Raw genomic sequence first — 16,577 nt, 5'->3', positions numbered from 1 at the left:
AGAGCCGGTCCTGGAAATTCGGACAGCGCCTATTTTTTCAGCAGCGCTTCCTGCACGGCATCGAAATCGGTTTTCTTGAGCACGCCCATTTTTTTCTGGATCACGTTGCCGTTGCGGTCGATGAACAGCGTGTAGGGCAGGCCGGCCCTGGTGTTGCCAAGCGCTTGCATGAGCGGGATGCCCTTTTCCTTGGCGATGAAGACCGGGTAATCCATCTCGTAGGCCTTGGCGAAATCCTTGGCCGGTTCGGCTTTGTCCTCGATGCCGATGCCGAGCACCTCGACCTTGCCCTTGTTGTTAGCGCGGAACTTGATCAGCTCGGGGATTTCAGCCCGGCACGGGCCGCACCAGCGAGCCCAGAAATTGACGACGAGCGGCTTGCCCTTGTAGCGCTCGAGGGCGACTGGTTTATCGTCGAGATCGTTCAGCGTGGCAGCAAAGAGCGGGGCCGACGAGGGCAGGTCATCTGCTACGGTCAACCCGGAAAAAAGGCCAAAAATGAAAAGCGCAAACAGTGTTCTCAAGGCAGATCACCACGGCGGAAAATGAAGTAGCCGATGGTAGCACTGACCAAACCGAGCGCCGCCGGGTAGGCCAGGGCGAAGACCTTGTAGCCGGCCGTGCCGAACAGGTCGAGGATGACGTAGGCCGAGGGGCCGAGGACGATCAGTTGCGGGTCGAACAGCGCCAGCGCCGCAGTGCGGAAAACCTGCAGCGGATTGGCCAGGGCCAGCGTGACGGCGAGTTCCGGCGCGACCTTGCCCTGAATCATGACACCGAGCAGGATCAGGTCGAGGAAGAGGAGCAGGAAGAGCCAGACCATGAAGGCGGCGCCCTGTGCCATGTCGGTGGTGCGCGCGACGGCCGAGATGAGCATGCCGATGCCGAGGAAGCACATGGCCATGACGGCGAGCAGGGCGGTGTAGTAGCCGAACATGTCCCACGGCACCTCGATGCCCTGGATGGTGGCCCAGATGACGGCGCCAAGCATGGCCAGGAAGACCGGTGCAAAGACGACGATGTAGCGGCCGACGATCTTGCCCCAGAACCAGGCTGACAGCGACACGGGCAGCGACAGCAGGTATTCGAAAACGCCGGCCTCGCGGTCGCCGGCTACCGAACGCACCGTCGTAATTAATACGAAGATCGGCAGGATGGCCATGGTCAGCTGAATGTAGGTGACGAGCAGGCGGGACAGGCCGATGAAGCCGAGGACGCGCGATTCGGTCAGGCCGAAGAGGAAAAGCAGGGCGACGATGCCGCCGAAGACCAGGGTGTAGATCTGGAACCAGCGGGCGCGCAAGGATTCGACGATATCGAGTTTGGCGGTGAGCCACAGTTGTTTCATTTACTTACCCTTGGCCAGCGTGTGCTGGCGCATGTCGGTGAAATCGAGGCTGCCCGGCATCGGCATCGATACGGCAGCGAAGTTGTAGCCCATCGGCGAGGTCTTGGTGATGAACTGGGCACGCTTGGGGTCGAGCCAGATCATTTCCTCGCGGCTCTTGCTATTGAAATCGGCGATCCAGATACGCGTGGCGGGCTCGGCCAGCCATGGATATTTTTCGGCCTTTTCCTTGAGCCAGAAGGCGAGGCAGCCGGGGTCGTCGAACTTGAACACGGTGTTGTCCGGTCCGCCGCGTATCTCGCCGGCAAAACGACGGTCGGAGATGACCATGCTGCAACGCACGCAGGTATCGCGGTCCCACTTGATCTCGGCCATGCCGTCTGGCCAGCCCCCCTTGTTGCTGCAGCCTGACAGGGCTGCGGCGAGCGGCGTCAGGAACAGGCCGCCAAGGCCGAGGCGGCCGATGAACTGGCGGCGGTAGTTATCGCACATGCTCAGCTTTCGGACAGCGACAGCTCGCTGACCAGCGCCGTGTAGCGGGAAATGATGCCGAGAAAACGCAGGCGGTCCGGCCCGGCGATTTCGCCTTCCCAGATGCGGTTGTCGTCGCGACTGCTCAGGTTCCAGCCATCAAGCGCTTTGGCGAAGGCCGGCTCGAAGCGGCTGAGGACGATGCGGCAGGCCAGCCGTGCGGTCAGTGTGACGGCGTCGGCCACCTTGTCGTCGAGGACAACCTTGCCCATGTCCATTTCGATGACGCGATTGACCAGCGCCGAGACTTCGTCGAGGCGGTGGCTGGAGATGATCATCGTCGCGTCGTCGAGGCGTTCGGCCAGCAGGTCGAAGAAAATCTTGCGCGCTTCCGGGTCGAGGTTGGCGGCCGGTTCGTCCATCACCAGCACCTTGGCCTCGCGACCGAGGGCGATGGCGATCAGCAGCTTCTGCTTCATGCCACCGGAGAGGCGCACGAACTGGCGGGAGAGGATGGCGTCGGCATCGAGGCCGAGGCGCTTGGCGATGGCGTGAATGCGCTGCGGATCGGTGCCGCACAGGGAGGCCGAGAAATTGATCAACTGACCGACCGGCATCTTGAGCGGCGGCGGCAGTTGCGGCACGAAGCCGATGGTGCCGAGCACTTCGGTGCGGTTGCTGCGCGGATCGAGGCCGTTGATGGCGACCTCGCCGTCGTGTGTGTATTCGCCGAGCAGGCAGCGAATCAGCGTGGTCTTGCCGGCGCCATTCGAGCCAATCAGCGCGACGCGTTCACCGATGCCGATGTCGAGACTGATGCCATCGAGCACGCGGGCTTTGCGGAAAGTTTTGGCGATGTTCTTGAACTGGATCATGTCGCCGATTATAGGGAGGGCAAGGGTTTCGACGTTGAATCTGCATCAAAAAAATACGAGCTGGCGGGGCGTGGATGGGAGGGCCTGGCCCGGCGCGCAGAGAGAAGTTCAGGCGTAGAAGATGTTATTACTTTGGTCGTAATTGTCTGATGTGGCCGCCTCTGCTAAGGTTGAACAAGTTCCGAAAAGTTCAAAAATATGAAAAATAATCAGCCGGTGTTTGATCGTGAATACGTTATTCGTCCTGAGTGCAGCATCATCAGCCGGACCGATGAAAAAGGCATCATCACCTACGTCAATGACGATTTCGTCGAGGCCTCCGGCTATTGCCGCGAGGAACTGATAGGTCAGCCCCACAACATCGTCCGCCACCCGGACCTTCCGCCCGAGGCATTTCGCGATATGTGGGCCACGCTGGAGCGGGGCAAGCCATGGGGCGGGATCGTCAAGAACCGCCGCAAGGATGGCAGCTTCTACTGGGTCAAGGCGATGGCGACACCGCTGGCTTCCGGTGGCTACATGTCGGTACGCACCACGGCGAGCACCGCTGAAACGCGTGCCGCGAGCGCCCTCTACGAGCAAATGCGCCGTGATCCGGGCTTGCTGCTCGAGCAGGGCAGTGTGCGTGGCGGAGTCTTGAAACGCCTGTTCCGGCGCATCAACGACATCGATCTGAGCAAGCGGCTGTGGCTGTCGACGCTGGCGTCTATCGTTATCGTCAGTCTGAGTCTCGGGTTGGGATTGCAGGTTGTTGCGGCGGTGCCGGCTGCCGCCCTGTCGCCTGATGTCGCGGCGCGCATTGCCGGCCTGCACCAGGCCATGCTGATCATCGGCGGGCTGACCGTGCTCGCCTGGCCGCCCGTCGCCTGGCTGATCATTCGCGAATTCAACCGGCCGATACAGGCGGCAATCGACGCGGCCCGCCGCATGGCGGCCATGGACCTCAGTCAGGCCGTGCCGGCGCATGGCGATGATGAAGTCGGCCAGTTGCTGGCTCAGCTGGCCATCATGCGCAATCACTTTCAGGAAATGGCCGCCATGCTGCGTCAGAGCACGGCCAAGCTCGACACGATGGCTCGGCGCCTGGCCGAGTCCAGCCTGGCCTCGGCGAGCGCTGCATCGGACCAGGCGGAAGTGGCTACCAATATGGCCGCTTCGGTCGAGGAACTGTCGGTGTCGATCGACCATGTCACCGAGTTTTCCGGCGAGGCCGACATGCTGTCCCGCGCCTCGGGCAGCGCTTCGCGCGAGGGCGGCGGCGTCATCCAGCGCGCCGCCGATGAAATGGCGCACATCGCCGAGACGGTGAATGGCTCGGCCACGACGATTCGCGAACTGGAATCCTATTCGGTCGAGATTTCGACCATCGTCAATGTCATCAAGGAAATTGCCGACCAGACCAACCTGCTGGCCCTCAATGCCGCCATCGAGGCGGCCCGGGCCGGCGAGCAGGGACGCGGTTTTGCCGTGGTCGCCGACGAAGTGCGCAAGCTGGCGGAACGTACTGCCTCGTCGACCAAACAGATCGCCGGGATGATCGAGAAAGTGCAGGCCAGCTCGCGCCATGCCGTTGCTGAAATGGAAAATAGCGTCCAGCAGGTCGAGTCCGGCGTCGAGCTGGCCCGTCAGGCGGAGCAGTCGATCGGCACCATCCAGGTTAGCTCGACGCAAGTTGCCGAAGCGGTCAACGAAATTTCCCTGGCGATCAAGGAGCAAAGCGCCGCTGCCCGGGAGATTGCCCAGAACGTCGAGCGCGTCGCCCGAATGACCGAACAGGGGTCACATGCCAGCCAGGCTGCGGCCTCACTCGCCGCCGACGTCAATGCGCTGTCCGGTGAGTTGCGCCGTCTGGCCGAGACGTTCAGGATCTGATCAGCCTACCTTCTACGGTCAACCGGAAAAAACGGCGAAAATTCAAACCGGCTTTGACAGCCACTTGAACAAGGTCGCAAACAGCTGGTCAGGATCAACCGGTTTGCCGATATGGTCGTTCATCCCGGCGTCTATGCATTTTTGCCGGTCGCCGGTAAAGGCGTTGGCCGTCAGGGCCAGAATCGGCACCGCTTGCCGGCCCGGCAGCGAGCGGATGATCCGCGAGGCATCGATACCGTTCATTCTGGGCATTTGCAGGTCAAGCAGAATCAGATCGTAGTCATTGCCCTTCGCCAGTTCGACGGCCTCGACGCCGTCCTCGGCCAGGTCGACGACCAGACCGGCTGACTCAAGCAGTTCGCGCGAGACTTCCTGGTTGATCGGCTCGTCTTCGGCAAGCAGGATGCGCGCTCCGGCATAGCGGGCTTTCAGGCTTTCTTCCGGTAGCTCGTCTGCGGCCTGTCCGGCCGCTGCTATGCTGGTGGCCGCCTTTTTCAGTCTTGCCGTGAACCAGAAGGTACTGCCGGCGCCGAGCTGGCTTTCCACACCGATGCTGCCGCCCATCAAGGTGGCCAGACGCTTGCTGATGGCCAACCCGAGTCCGGTGCCGCCGTATTTTCTGGTCATCGAATTGTCGGATTGCTCAAAGGCCTGGAACAGCCGGGTCTGGTCCTCGGCCGAGATGCCGATTCCGGTGTCGCGTATTGTGCAGCGCAGGAGCAGGTCGGCAGACGTCTCTTCGGCGGCCGAGATGTCTAGGCTCACCGAGCCCTCGCTGGTGAACTTGATGGCATTGCTGATCAGGTTGAGCAGGATCTGGCCGAGGCGCTGAAAATCGCCCCTGAACGGCTGGCTGGCGAGGCCGGGCGCGAGGTTGATGCTCAGCGTCAGCCCTTTTGCTGTGGCTGCCGGGAGCGCCAGATTGCTCAGGTTGTCGAGCGGGATGGCCAGCATGAAGTCTACCTCGTCCAGCGTCAGGCGTTCGGCTTCGATCTTGGAGATGTCGAGGATGTCGTTGATCACGTGCAGCAGATGCTGCGAGGCCTTGGTCGCTTTGCCGAGCTGGTCGCGCAGCTTGGGATCGGTGGCCTGTTTGAGGGCCAGACCGGTCATGCCCATGATGGCATTCATCGGGGTCCGCAATTCGTGGCTCATGTTGGCCAGGAAAGTGCTCTTGGCGCGGCTGGCCGATTCGGCGGCTTCCTTGGCAATCGAGAGCGCGGCGGTGCGCTGCGTGACCTGTTCTTCCAGATGGTCGCGGTAACGCTTGAGTTCGGCCTCGGCATTCTTGCGTTCGGTTATTTCCCGGGTGATGCCGTGGTAGCCGATGATCTTCCCCGTGCTGTCGTACTCCGGTTTGGACAGCACCTCGCCCCAGACCATGCGACCATCCTTGCAGCGATGCTCCGCCTCGAACGAAATGGAACCGAGCTGAATTCCCTGCTGAATGAACTCCCCGCGTTCTTGCATGATCTTGCTGACGCGGGCCTGTCCTTCTTCATTGAATAGATGAAAGACATGCTGACCAATCACTTCGTCAGCCCGGAAACCGCGAATTCGCTCATCCGAAGGGCTGATATAGGTGATGATGAAATTGCTGTCGGTTTTCCAGATGACATCCTGCACATCTTCGGTCAGCAGCCGGTAGTGAGCTTCGCTGCGTTGCAGTCTTTCCGCCGCCAGGTTTTTCTCGAGGGCGATGCTGGCCAGACGGGCGCATTGCTCGATGAGGTAGATGTCGTATTCGGCAGGCGTGTGTGGCTCGCGGTAATAGATGGCAAAGGTGCCGAGCGCCCGGCCGTCCGAGGCGAGAATGGGCTGCGCCCAGCAGGCGCCCACTCCGGCCCTGGCGGCCAGTTCCTTGTAGTGCGCCCAGTAGGGATGCGTCGCGATATCCTCGACGATGACGCGCTGGCCCGTGCAGGCGGCCGTGCCGCAGGAACCAACGCCCATGCCGATGGCGACGCCTTCGAGGGCCTTGTTGTAGAAATCGGGCAGGCTGGGGGCGATGCTTTTCGCTATCTGTTTCCCTTCGCTGTCGAGCAGCACGATGCTGCACAGCATCGCCGGATACAGTTGTTCCGCCCCGCGCACCAGGGCTTCAAGTACAAGGGAGAGCGACTCGCCGCCGGCCAGCAGCTCAAGCACATGGGTGCGGAACTGGTCATGCCGTTCGGCCCGTTTCGTCTCGCTGATGTCGATGAAAGTGGAGATCACCTGGCGCAAGCTGCCATCGGCTGCCAGTTCCGGCTTGGCGCTGAGCAGCAGCCAGACGCGATCGCGCTTTGTCGGGCGAAAAAAGCCCATCACGACATTGTCGACGGGCCGCCCTGTGGCGATGACCTGCGGTACCGGATGTTCGGGGCCAGGGAAGGGTGAGCCGTCTTCGTGAATGACGTTCCACTCCGGATCAAAGGAGGTCTTGCCGAGTAACTGGCTTTCACTGAGACCGAGCAGTTCAAGCGCAATCCGGTTGCACAGGAGGACTTCCGCACTCGGTGACTGGATGACGACGCCGACCTGAAGATCAGCCACGAGCAGGCGGTAGTTTTCCTTGCTTTCGCGCAGGGCGGCTTCCCGCTGCATCAGGCTTTCCAGCAGGTGATTGAAACCGCCGATCAATTCACCGATTTCATCCTGCCGGCCAACCGGTAGCAGTTGGGGCGGCTGGCTCGTGTTCGATAGCGTGACCAGCGTTTTCGTTGCCGCAATCATCGGTGAAAACTGCCGCCGCAACATTCGCGCCGTCATCCACCAGACCAATGCGCCGGCCAGCAGGGTGAGCAGACCGGTGGCGAGCAGAATGCGCCGGCGCATGGCGCTGATCGAGGCAAAGGCTTCTTCGGTGGGCAGCGTGCTGACGATCAACCAGCCTGCAACGGGAACGCCCTTGGCGGCAGACAGTTCCTCGATGCCGCGGGAGTTGACGGCGATGCCATAGCCTTCAAAGCCCCGTACGTATTTGTCGTGCATCTTGTTGACCCCGGGAGCCGGGGCGGGTTGCATGATCCGGCTCTTGTCGGTGGCCGTAACGATCAGTTCGTGTTGCGGCGCAATCACGAGGTAGCCGCCGGTCTTGCTGAAACGGCTTTCCGTCACCCGGTCGAGAAAATTAGGCTTGCCGAGGTTGATCGTGCCAACCAGCGCACCGATGACCTGAGCGTTGCTATCGCGAATCGGTACGGCCATGCCGATGACCGGCGCCTTCAGCACCCGGCCAAGCACGGGGCGCCCGATGGTCGGTTTGCCCTCCTTGAGGGTGCCGATCATGTAGTCGCGATCCATGTAATTGGTGCTGACACGTTCCTCTGAATAGGGAACGGAGGCGATTCCTGTGGCGTCAGGCCCGGCGGCACGCACGCCACCGTTGAACATGAGTTGCAGGATCGGCCGCTGTTCGAGAAATGTCTGCAGGCCGGCTGCGTTGTTGAGCATGGCCGGCGTCATTTCAGAAGCGATTTTCTCAAGTGCCTTCAAACGCTCATCCAGCTCCGAGTTCACTTGAGAGGCGACCAGGGAGACCGTCGCAAACTGCTGTTCGCCGAATTGGTGCTGCATGTCTTCGCGCAGCATCCGGCTGGCATAAAGCGCCAGCGACCAGATTCCGATCAGAAAAACCGTCAGCGTGAAGAGGGTCAGTCGGGTCTTGAGCGACGTTTTCTGAGGGCTGTTCAAGCTCATTGATGGGCTTTCTGTGGCCGAATGTATTTTTTCTGTGTGCAACGACGCTTGAACTATCTCCACGGCGCCAGGACAGCGCAGTGCGAAGGCGAACAATGGGTTCGTCCAAGTATTTTTCTGGACTTTATCACTTTTGTTATGCCTTCACATGCCGTCGTGAGGCGGCGCCGTACTGCCATCGATGGGGATGGGAAAGTATTCCGATGCTACGGTCAACCGGAAAAAACGGCCAAAATTCAAGCCAGTTTGGCCAGGCCTTTGACCTCAAAACTCAGCGAGCCAGTCGGGCAGACGTCGACACACAATCCGCAGCGCGTGCAGTCGGGGCCGATGGGGACTTCGGTTTCGACTGCGCGGCCCTTGATCACGGTGTCCAGCACGTGCGGTACGAGGCAGACCTTGCGGCAGTCGCCTTCGTGGAAGCAGCCGTCGAGCTTGTAGATGATGCGCACCGGCGAGACGATGCCGACCACACCGTAGGTCAGGCCGATCGGGCAGGCATAGCGGCACCAGGCGCGGCGCGAGAAGAAAACTTCGAAGAAGAGCAGGGCCAGGACCCAGAGCAGGGCCAGGCCCGGGCCGTAGATCAGGGCGCGGGACAGGATGCCGGTTGGCGAGATGGCTTCGAAGACGGTGTAGCCCGTGGCCAGCGCGAGCAGGGCGAAAATGGCCCAGAACACGGTGCGCAGGCGGCGATCCATGGTCTGGTCGGTGACGAGTTTTTTCTTCGCCAGGAACAGGTGGATTTTCTCGGCCCATTCGGCCAGCAGGTGGTAGGGACAGACCCAGGAGCAGAAGGTGCGGCCGCCAAGCAGGACCCAGAGCACAAGTACGGTGCCGGTACCGATCAGCAGGTTGTTGATGATGTGCTTGTGGGCGAGCATGACCTGCAGCGCGGAGTTGAGGTCGATCAGGTGAAAACCGACGAAGCGCGAGGCGGTCAGCGCGCCTTCGAGAATCTGGATGTCGAGGAAGAAGGACAGCGTGAACAGCAGGTTGGCGAAAATTAGTGTTGCCCAGCGGCGATTGCGCCATTTGTGGCTCGGCTCGGCGTGGGCGCGGGCATGCGCCTTCTCGGCAATCCGATTAGGGTTGCCCTTCTTGTAGAAGTGGATCTTCTGGGCGGCGGGGCTGATGTCGTCGGGCTTGGTCGGCTTGGCCGGCTCATGGCCGAAGAGGACCTTGATCTGATCGATAAATCGGCGTTTGAGGAGGGCGCTCATATTTTCCAGACCTCGCCGGCTTCGATGGTGATGGCAGTGGGTTCGACCGGGCAGACCATTTCGCAGACGCCACAGCCGACGCAGGGTTCATGGACGACCGGCGACTTGCGCTGGCTGCCATCCGGCGCGAACACCGTTTCGATGGAAATGGCGCCTTTGACCGGGCACTGGCGAACGCACAGATCGCATTCGGCGAGTTCGTAGGGATGGCTGCTGACCTTGACCGGTTTCCAGCGGTCGACGTCCATGTAACGGAGCTGCCCCTTGAAATCGGGACCGCGTGTCTGCCCCTTGAACCCCTTGCCCTGAACGGCCAGGCAGGCTTCTGGGCGAGTCAGGCGGGCGACGCCGATGCGCTCGTGCATGTTGAGCGTCGGCTCGGGGTCATTTTCCTTGGCGAGCAGGATGGGCTTGGCGGCCAGCGCGGCGCCGGGGCGAACCGGCAGGAAATCAGGCTTGTGGTAAGTCAGCGAGCCGGTCGGGCAGGCCAGAACACACTGCACGGCATCGCAGGAAAAGTCGCAGGCCTGGCTCCGGGCATCGATGTAGGGCGTGCCGACCCCCATGCCATCCACCAGGTCGGCCAGCTTGATGGCCGATACCGGACAAACCTGAACGCATTGGCCGCACTTGATGCAGCTGCCGAGAAAGTCCTTCTCGTCGAGTGCGCCGGGCGGACGCAGGCGTTTTTTCTGGGCGTAGACGAGGGGCAGGAAGCCGGACATTGCCGCACCGAGGACGCCGCCGGTGAGCAGGATGGTGCGCAGCACGCGACGCCGGTTGGTCTGCCGCTTGGCGATCGAGATTGCCGGTTTGCCGTTGCTGGCCGGCTGGCGGGGCGAGTTGCTGCCGTCGCCGTTGTTGTCGTTGCCGGGGTCGCTACCGACTTCGTCGTCGATCTCGCTCATGAGCGTGCCGTTCTTTCAGGTTTGACGAAGCGCGGCTTCTCGTCGCGCAGGATCAGGTCCGGTGTGGAGAAGGGAGCCAGGCGTTCAAGAAAATCGAGCAGCTCCATGACCGGCGAGCTGCGGAAAAAGCGGGCGATGGGCAGTTCCATCCAGATCTGGTCGGCGTAGGCATACAGCTCGTGGGTCTTGTCGCCGACGCCGTCGCCGTTGCGGTCGAAGCCCTGATAGTCGTCCCAGTAATTGCCGCGCCAGACGTTCTTCGGGCTATTGTTGTTGTCGCCATGGCCGCCGTAGGCAACCTGGGTCAGGTTGCCTTCGAAGACGTTGTCAATCATGTTGTTGCCGCCGGTTTCACTGTTGAACATGATGCCGGTGCCGTTGTAGGCGAAGCGGTTGCCACGGATTTCGATGGTGCTGTCGGGCTGGAAGGGCGAGAGATCGGAGCCGATGCCGACGCCGCAGTAGATGATCTCGTTGTTCTCGATGATCGTTCCCGAAGCTTCCTTGAAGCCGATGCCCATGCCGGTGGCGCCGGTGGCGTGCGAGATGACGTTGTTGCGCACGATGCCGCCTTCGGTGTACATGAAATAGACGCCGACTGCGTTGTCGTAGAACTCGTTGCGCTCGACGACATTGTCGTTGGCGAACATGAAATGGATCGAATAGCGGCTGCGCCGGCCGAGGTTATCGCGGAAAACATTCTTGTTCGAGTACCAGGCGACCATGTCGCGCGAGTCGATGATCTTGTTTTTCTCGATGAGGTTGTCGTTGCTGTACCACAGGCGCAGGCCGTCACCGCGGACGCCGAGCTCACGGTCCTTGGAACGGATGCTGTTGCCGCGAATGATGTTGTTGTTCGACTGCTTGAGATCAAGGCCGAACAGGCAATTGTCCATCTCGACGTTTTCGATGGTGTTGTGATTGCCGCGAACATCGAGACAAGAGTCGTCAGAGTCGTGCGAATCGCCGGAACCGGTCAGGTGGATGCCACGGATCACCGCATTGCTGGCGTCCAGCATCATGACCGTGCCGCGGTCACCGGAGTCGATTGTTACTTTGCCTCCACCATCGATGGTCAGCGCCTTGTTGATGGTCACCGGGCCGGCGTAGCTTCCTGGCGGTGGCTTGAGGATCGAACCAGCCGGTGCCTTGTCGACGAGATCCTGGAAGGGCTTGAGGCCATGCACGCGTTTGTCGCGTTCGTGCAGCATGAAGGTCGGCTTCGGGCGGTCGACATCGGCGCGGGCGCCCATGCCGGCCGGCACGTTGGCCTGCGGCTCAGTGTTGCCGGTGGTGAGGACCAGCAGGAGCGTGGTGGCCAGGCTCAGCCTGGCCAGTTGGTTCAGGCGGCTCATGCGGATTACTCGGCAGTTCCTTCGCGCAACTGTTTGCGGCGAATGAGCAGGGCCAGCATCATGCAGGCGAAAATCGCCACGAGCAGGCCATAGCCCCAGTACGGATAGGAGAAGGTCGAGAACTGCGCGACTTTGCCTTCGCCGAAGACGGTAGGCATGAAGGGCTTGACCGTGAAGGCGCCCCATGGGTGCATGTTGTGGCCGAAGAACCACAGCCAGCCGGCGTAGGTGATGACGAAGAAGACCGGGAGCAGGGCCGGGACCAGCGCCAGCAGGAGCTGGAACGGTTTGATTTTGGCGGTGCCGGCGATGACGATACCCATCACCGCGATCAGGCCGAAGATGACCATCTTCGATACGTTGCGGACGTTGTCACCCCAGACGTTGATGCGCTCCATGTCCTTGAAGAAGGTGCCGGATTCCTGCATGTAGGCCTGAACATGGCTTTCGAGGTGGCCGAGCATGAACTGGTCGACAATCATCCAGGCGGCGACGGCGGCAAAGCCGGCGCTCAATATCAAAATTCGCGGTTTTTTCCGGTTGACCGTGAAAGCCAGCATCATCACGGCAAAGAAGCCGAAGAAGAACTTGGCGAGCGGCTTTTCGACCGGGGCGCCGGTGGCGATCGGGAACATGCCGACGTAGTGGTTGATGGTGTTCATTTCATGAACGCAATCGAGGCCTTCGGCACCCTTGTCGACGTTCTTGGTGGCGTCGGTGATCGGGTTATAGCGCTCGTCGTCGTGGGCGAGATCCTTCTGGATGATCTCGTTGGCCATCCGGGTGCCTTTGCCGGCCACCTTGCAGCCGTTATAGACGCCATCGAAATGGAAATGGATGCGGATGCCATCGGGGAAGGCATCGGGCGGGTAATTCGGGGCGGTCAGTGAAACCCACCAGATCGGCGCAAAGTAGGCAGCGACCAGGCAGATCAGGGAGATCAGGGTCAGGCCACCGATGATTTTGTCTTGTTTTTCCATTTTGCTGTTCTCTGTTCAATGCATCCGGTCACAGACCGGAATTGGTTGCCTGAAGCGAGTTCAGGCAACCAGACTACCGCTTTTACTTCTTCTTGCCGGTTGCCTTCGGCTTGCACATGTTGCCCGGCATGACCAGGCTGGACTGATAAGCCGAGATGGAAATCAGCTGGTCATCGGTGTACTTCTTGATGATCTTGACCATGTCCGGATTGGCGTTACGGCGATGGCCGTTGCGAATCTCGGTCATCTGGCGCAGCAGGTACTTGTAGTGCTGGCCGGCGATCACCGGGTAGAACTTTTCCTTGTTGCCTTCGCCGTTCTTGCCGTGGCATTCCAGACATTCCTTCTCGTACAGCACCTTGCCTTCGGCGATGCGCTTGTCGGTGTCGGCCGGTGCCTTCCAGTTCTTGTCCATATTGTCACCCGGCTTCGAGTCGTAATGACCGTGGTCGAGCGGAATGCACAATTTCTCGATGTAGGCGGCGACATTGGCTAGTTCCTGGGCATCGGTCAGCGTCGCGGCAAACGGGTACATCGTCGGGTTGTCGCGCAGGCCGGCGCGAATGTCGGCCATCTGCTTGATCAGCACGGTGGTGTGCTGGCCGGCGAGCTGCGGGAAGGTGCCGTCCGGGCGACCGGCGCCGGACGGCAGGTGGCAGGCGCCACAGGTTTCGTAACCTTCTTCGCCAGCCTTGGCGTCACCTTTCTTGGAGAGCGCTTCGCTCTTCTCGCCACCCTGGGCGTTCCACTTGTAATCCTTGCCTTCGATGCCTTCGGTTTTCGGGGCCGGAGGGGCGGCAAATGCAATGCCCGCTGACAGCAGGCTGATCAAAAGGAGTGATGCTTTCATGTTTGGTTTCCTTTTATGGCGGATGATTCGAAACGCTGAAACCATTGTGGCACTATGAATATCAGCGTTCTTTGATGTTGGTCAGAAGCCGGAAAAACCAGCCTCTCTCGATTATTTCAGCTTGGCCAGATATTCGGAGATCGCCTTGATTTCCTCGTCATTGACGAGATGCAGGACGCCCTTCATGGCGGCGGTCTGACCGTTGTTACGGGCACCGCTCTTGATGTCCTTGATTTGCTGTTCAGAATAAGCGGCGTTTTGTCCGGCAATTTTCGGGTAGTTCGGCATCAGCGGCTTGTCGCCCTTGGGGCCGTGGCAGGCGTTGCAGGTCTTTTCGGCATACAGCTTGGCGCCATCCGGGGCTGCGATGGCCGAGCCGGCCGTGAGTGCCGCAATGGCAAGAAACACTACTGATTTCATGGGTTTACCCTCCGTTGTTTGGTGGGAAGCCAAGGTAACCCAGCTTCCCACTCGAGTTTAATGAGATACATCAACAATCAAGATTTTTTTACTTGACCTTCTTGGCGCCGTTCTGCTCAAGGTAGGTTTTGGCGCGCAAGCCGATGTCGGCGGCCTTGACCTGGTATTGCCAGACTTGCTCAGCCCACAGATTGGCTTGGTCCCAATCCTTCTTGGCGGCTGCGGCTTCGTGCTTGGCCTTGGCTTCCTTGATCTTGCCGAGCTGGTCGGTTGCGTCGTCGACCATGTTCACCACATCCGGGAAGTCCTTGAAGTTGACGCTGGTGATGTAACCAACGACGGAATCAATGACGACCTGGGTGTCAGCAACCTTCTTGACCGTGGCTTTGTAGTCGGCTTCGGTATAGACGGCCTTGGCCGCTTCAACCTTGCCCGGCTTCCAGCCCTTCGGCTTGACCAGCAGGTAACCCTGCATTTCAAGGTGCAGTGCGGAGCAGAACTCGGTGCAGTAGTACGGATACACACCTTCCTTGTCAGCCTTGAACTTGACGGTCACCGTCTTGCCCGGCTCAACCGAAGCGTGCACATTCATGGTCGACACGGTGAAGCCGTGGGTTTCGTCCTGAGCACGTTCGAGGTTGGTCAGGTGGATGGTGATTTCGTCGCCAACTTCAGCTTCGATGGTTTCCGGCGTGATATGCGAGCGGATGAGCGTGCCCTTGACCTCGATCTTGTTGCCCTTCTTGGTCGTGACTTCCTCGCCAGCGCGAACCATGCCCGGATGCGGCTTGTCGGTGCGGGAATCGGTACCGACCTTGTAGCGGACGCCCGGCTTCAGTTTCGAAGCTTCGATGGCGACGACGTAGTGCGGCTCACCCAGCGGCACCGGCATGTCGTACAACAACTGCATCTTGTCGTTCGAAATGTCGATCAGCTGATGGTTTTGCGGATGCAGCGGACCAACCGGCACGAAACGGTCGATGGCCAGCTTGTTGAGCGCCACCAGGTAACGACCCTTCGGATCAGCCGAGTCACCTTCCATGGTCATCAGGTGACCGATGTTGTAGTGCACGGAGATCTTGTCGAGCACCTTGCCATCACAGTGATTCCATTTGACGACCTGCGAATCAACATACAGCGAGGTGTAGGCGATACAGGGCTTGGAGTCATACTGGGTGTGCAAGGGGCCGAGGCCGAGCTGGACCTGGGTATGCAGCGCATCCTTCATGCCGATGACCGGAATACCGTACGGATCCTTGGATTCGAACTTGCCGGCCTTGATGGCGGCCTGGATCTTCTCGAAGGAATAGACGGACACGTGGGTGTCGAGCTTGCCGGCGACGGTCAGGAACTTGCCGTCCGGGGTGACGTCGACGCCGTGCGGCGACTTCGGTTCCGGGACGAGGAAGAGGATGCCTTCCTTGATTGCCGTTTCCATCATCAGCACGTTGTGGCCGTTGATCTTCTTGGCCTTGCCGGCAGCGACCAGTTCAGCCGCCTTCTTCCAGTTGATCACGTGCAGATAGTCGGTGTCCTTGGCGGAGCAACCGGCTTCATACGGCGGACGACCCTTTTCGATACCACCGACGTAACGCTCGGAACAGAAGGAGTTGGTGAAGGACCAGCCATCGGACGGACCCTTACCCGCATCGGACAAGTCCTGCGAGTACGGCGGCAGTTCGAGGGAGAAGGATTCCTTGGCGTTGATGCGGCCTTCCTTGCGGTCGAACTTCCAGTAGGTGATGCCGCCGCGATACTTCTCGTTGAACTCTTCGAGCGGGAAGAACTTCTTGTTCTCAAGCGGCGAGGCGTACTGGGCGGCTTCAATGATGTAGTCGGTGTTCGGCGTGACGAAAGCGCCGCCGTGTTCCGACTTGAAGATCGGGTTGACCACGATCTGCTTGGTTTCGAAGTCACGCAGGTCGATCACGGCGAGGCGCGGATTGGCCTTGTCGTTGATGAACAGGAACTGGCCGTCGTACTTGCCCTGGGTTTCGGAGATGGCCGGGTGGTGCGTATCGCCCCAGTTGATTTCCTTGCCGTCGATGTTGCCCTGGCGCAGCACAGCCTTGGAGTTTTCATCGAAGCCGTAGCCCTGCCACGGTTCCGGCGTGAACACGCCGATGTACTTGAGGATGCGCATGGACGGAATGCCATACACGATGATCTGGCCGGACTGGCCACCAGAGCTGAAGGCGACGAATTCGTCGCGCTTGCCGGTCGGGACGTAGGTCTTCGACGCAGCGAGCAGATCCTGCTGGCTCAGATTGCGCCGCTTCATCACGTCCTGCAGCGATTCGGCCGACCACGCCGTACTGGCCGCTCCCCAGCCAATGCCGGCTGCAACGAGCACGCCGACGGTTTGTTTTATACGGGTTTTCATATTGACTCTCCCATGAATCGATTGAGGTTCTACTTCTTTTTTCCGACTGCATCGCCCTGCGGCGAAATGCCACTGCGGCAATGTGTCGCATGTGGGGCAGTGTAGGCTCGACGGATAGCGGCAGACAGGTAAGGACAACTGATTCCCACGGTGGGAAAACGCCAGGGGCGTCGTGGGAATATTCCTACGACGCCCCTGGCGTTATGATCAT

Annotated in this window: 13 protein-coding genes; 1 reads left to right on the top strand and 12 read right to left on the bottom strand. The window is 60.3% G+C overall.

Features of this window, described 5'->3' with window-relative positions; all coding sequences use genetic code 11:
* Window positions 1-29 precede the first annotated feature (29 nt).
* Genes KI613_RS12985 through KI613_RS12970 form a run of 4 tightly spaced genes read right to left on the bottom strand, consistent with a single transcriptional unit; the run spans window position 30 to window position 2,694 of the window.
* Window positions 30-524, bottom strand: a complete 495-nt coding sequence (locus KI613_RS12985; RefSeq protein ID WP_226400124.1) for a TlpA family protein disulfide reductase — start codon at window positions 522-524, stop codon at window positions 30-32.
* Window positions 521-1,348, bottom strand: coding sequence for an ABC transporter permease (locus tag KI613_RS12980; protein ID WP_226400122.1), 828 nt, complete (start codon window positions 1,346-1,348; stop codon window positions 521-523). Before KI613_RS12980 ends, KI613_RS12985 begins: the two co-directional genes overlap by 4 nt.
* Window positions 1,349-1,840, bottom strand: coding sequence for a hypothetical protein (locus KI613_RS12975; protein ID WP_226400120.1), 492 nt, complete (start codon window positions 1,838-1,840; stop codon window positions 1,349-1,351).
* Between the two features lie 2 nt (window positions 1,841-1,842).
* Window positions 1,843-2,694 (bottom strand): ABC transporter ATP-binding protein, encoded by an 852-nt coding sequence (locus KI613_RS12970; RefSeq protein ID WP_226400118.1) that lies wholly within the window; start codon window positions 2,692-2,694, stop codon window positions 1,843-1,845.
* Window positions 2,695-2,892: 198 nt separating this feature from the next.
* Here KI613_RS12970 and KI613_RS12965 point away from each other — a divergent pair, with 198 nt between their 5' ends.
* Window positions 2,893-4,566, top strand: a complete 1,674-nt coding sequence (locus KI613_RS12965; RefSeq protein ID WP_226400116.1) for a methyl-accepting chemotaxis protein — start codon at window positions 2,893-2,895, stop codon at window positions 4,564-4,566.
* 42 nt (window positions 4,567-4,608) lie between these two features.
* On the opposite strand, the gene KI613_RS12960 is transcribed toward KI613_RS12965, so the two are convergent.
* From KI613_RS12960 to nosZ, 8 genes are all read right to left on the bottom strand, one after another.
* On the bottom strand, window positions 4,609-8,247 hold the full coding sequence (locus KI613_RS12960; RefSeq protein ID WP_226400114.1) for a PAS domain S-box protein: 3,639 nt from the start codon (window positions 8,245-8,247) through the stop codon (window positions 4,609-4,611).
* 236 nt (window positions 8,248-8,483) lie between these two features.
* The gene (locus tag KI613_RS12955) at window positions 8,484-9,470 is read right to left on the bottom strand and encodes a NapH/MauN family ferredoxin-type protein (protein WP_226400112.1); all 987 of its coding nucleotides are present in this window, start codon (window positions 9,468-9,470) and stop codon (window positions 8,484-8,486) included.
* On the bottom strand, window positions 9,467-10,378 hold the full coding sequence (locus tag KI613_RS12950; protein ID WP_226400110.1) for a 4Fe-4S dicluster domain-containing protein: 912 nt from the start codon (window positions 10,376-10,378) through the stop codon (window positions 9,467-9,469). The genes KI613_RS12955 and KI613_RS12950 overlap by 4 nt, the downstream gene beginning before the upstream one ends.
* A complete protein-coding gene (gene nosD / locus KI613_RS12945; RefSeq protein ID WP_226400108.1) occupies window positions 10,375-11,733 on the bottom strand; it encodes a nitrous oxide reductase family maturation protein NosD in 1,359 nt (452 codons plus the stop codon). The genes KI613_RS12950 and nosD overlap by 4 nt, the downstream gene beginning before the upstream one ends.
* Window positions 11,734-11,738: 5 nt before the next feature.
* Window positions 11,739-12,713: a hypothetical protein gene (locus KI613_RS12940; protein ID WP_226400106.1), complete on the bottom strand. Its 975-nt coding sequence runs from the start codon at window positions 12,711-12,713 to the stop codon at window positions 11,739-11,741.
* An 82-nt stretch (window positions 12,714-12,795) separates the two neighbouring features.
* Window positions 12,796-13,563: a c-type cytochrome gene (locus KI613_RS12935; RefSeq protein WP_226400104.1), complete on the bottom strand. Its 768-nt coding sequence runs from the start codon at window positions 13,561-13,563 to the stop codon at window positions 12,796-12,798.
* A gap of 111 nt (window positions 13,564-13,674) precedes the next feature.
* Window positions 13,675-13,983, bottom strand: coding sequence for a c-type cytochrome (locus KI613_RS12930; RefSeq protein WP_226400102.1), 309 nt, complete (start codon window positions 13,981-13,983; stop codon window positions 13,675-13,677).
* 88 nt (window positions 13,984-14,071) lie between these two features.
* Window positions 14,072-16,366 carry a Sec-dependent nitrous-oxide reductase gene (gene nosZ / locus KI613_RS12925; protein WP_226400100.1) on the bottom strand — a complete coding sequence of 765 codons (2,295 nt, stop codon included), beginning with the start codon at window positions 16,364-16,366 and terminating at the stop codon, window positions 14,072-14,074.
* Window positions 16,367-16,577 lie beyond the last annotated feature (211 nt).

Source organism: Ferribacterium limneticum, assembly GCF_020510585.1.
Classification (GTDB): Bacteria; Pseudomonadota; Gammaproteobacteria; order Burkholderiales; family Rhodocyclaceae; genus Azonexus.
This window is presented reverse-complemented; position numbering and strand designations above follow the sequence as displayed.

Bases quoted from the DNA above. Each gene is read 5' to 3' on its own strand.
- KI613_RS12965 (WP_226400116.1), top strand. From the start codon at position 2,893: ATGAAAAATAATCAGCCGGTGTTTGATCGTGAATACGTTATTCGTCCT.
- KI613_RS12975 (WP_226400120.1), bottom strand. From the start codon at position 1,840: ATGTGCGATAACTACCGCCGCCAGTTCATCGGCCGCCTCGGCCTTGGC.
- KI613_RS12930 (WP_226400102.1), bottom strand. From the start codon at position 13,983: ATGAAATCAGTAGTGTTTCTTGCCATTGCGGCACTCACGGCCGGCTCG.
- KI613_RS12970 (WP_226400118.1), bottom strand. From the start codon at position 2,694: ATGATCCAGTTCAAGAACATCGCCAAAACTTTCCGCAAAGCCCGCGTG.
- KI613_RS12960 (WP_226400114.1), bottom strand. From the start codon at position 8,247: ATGAGCTTGAACAGCCCTCAGAAAACGTCGCTCAAGACCCGACTGACC.
- KI613_RS12955 (WP_226400112.1), bottom strand. From the start codon at position 9,470: ATGAGCGCCCTCCTCAAACGCCGATTTATCGATCAGATCAAGGTCCTC.
- nosD (WP_226400108.1), bottom strand. From the start codon at position 11,733: ATGAGCCGCCTGAACCAACTGGCCAGGCTGAGCCTGGCCACCACGCTC.
- KI613_RS12940 (WP_226400106.1), bottom strand. From the start codon at position 12,713: ATGGAAAAACAAGACAAAATCATCGGTGGCCTGACCCTGATCTCCCTG.
- KI613_RS12980 (WP_226400122.1), bottom strand. From the start codon at position 1,348: ATGAAACAACTGTGGCTCACCGCCAAACTCGATATCGTCGAATCCTTG.
- KI613_RS12935 (WP_226400104.1), bottom strand. From the start codon at position 13,563: ATGAAAGCATCACTCCTTTTGATCAGCCTGCTGTCAGCGGGCATTGCA.
- nosZ (WP_226400100.1), bottom strand. From the start codon at position 16,366: ATGAAAACCCGTATAAAACAAACCGTCGGCGTGCTCGTTGCAGCCGGC.
- KI613_RS12950 (WP_226400110.1), bottom strand. From the start codon at position 10,378: ATGAGCGAGATCGACGACGAAGTCGGTAGCGACCCCGGCAACGACAAC.